We start from the raw sequence: 503 nt of genomic DNA, 5'->3' as shown, positions 1-503 counted from the left end.
GGACTGCTCGTGCTCTTGCGGGTTTCTTCCCGCAAGAGCACGAGCAGTCCACCCTCCTTCCAGCAAATGAACAATTCCTGGGAGGACACATCGAAGTTCAGGGTCGCGAATTGAAGTGTGCAAAGTTTTGACGTGGCAACCCCCGCGAGCGAGTTCACAAGCGACCCGTGGGACATTTCGACGCCCTTTGGCGTTCCGGTAGAGCCTGAAGTGTAGATTACATAGGCGAGATGGCGTGATGTGAGGCCAAGCGTGCGCGGGTCCGGGTCCGAAGGCGCGCGCTCGGCCCAGGCCGGGGTGGCCGTATCCAGATCGACCACCGTCACATTGGTCAGCACCTCGGGGCCGAGTGCTGCCCGTCCGGCCCCATCGCAAACTAGCAGCCGCGGCGCGGCATCGTCCACAACCTGCCGCAGCCGCGCGCTGGGATAGGCCGGGTCCAGCGGTAGATAGGCGCCGCCCGCCTTCAGGATCGCCAAAACCCCCACCACCATCGCCAGGCT

The 503-nt window shown here is 63.8% G+C and carries 1 protein-coding gene; it reads right to left on the bottom strand.

The window, feature by feature from the left end; genetic code table 11:
- Nucleotides 1–503: AMP-binding protein (locus EOA24_RS40600; RefSeq protein ID WP_145992597.1), on the bottom strand; the 503-nt coding region annotated here is incomplete at both ends.

The sequence above is a fragment of the Mesorhizobium sp. M2A.F.Ca.ET.039.01.1.1 genome (assembly GCF_003998035.1).
GTDB lineage: Bacteria > Pseudomonadota > Alphaproteobacteria > Rhizobiales > Rhizobiaceae > Mesorhizobium.
The sequence above is the reverse complement of the archived record's forward strand: the minus strand, read 5'-3'. Positions and strand labels throughout refer to the sequence as shown.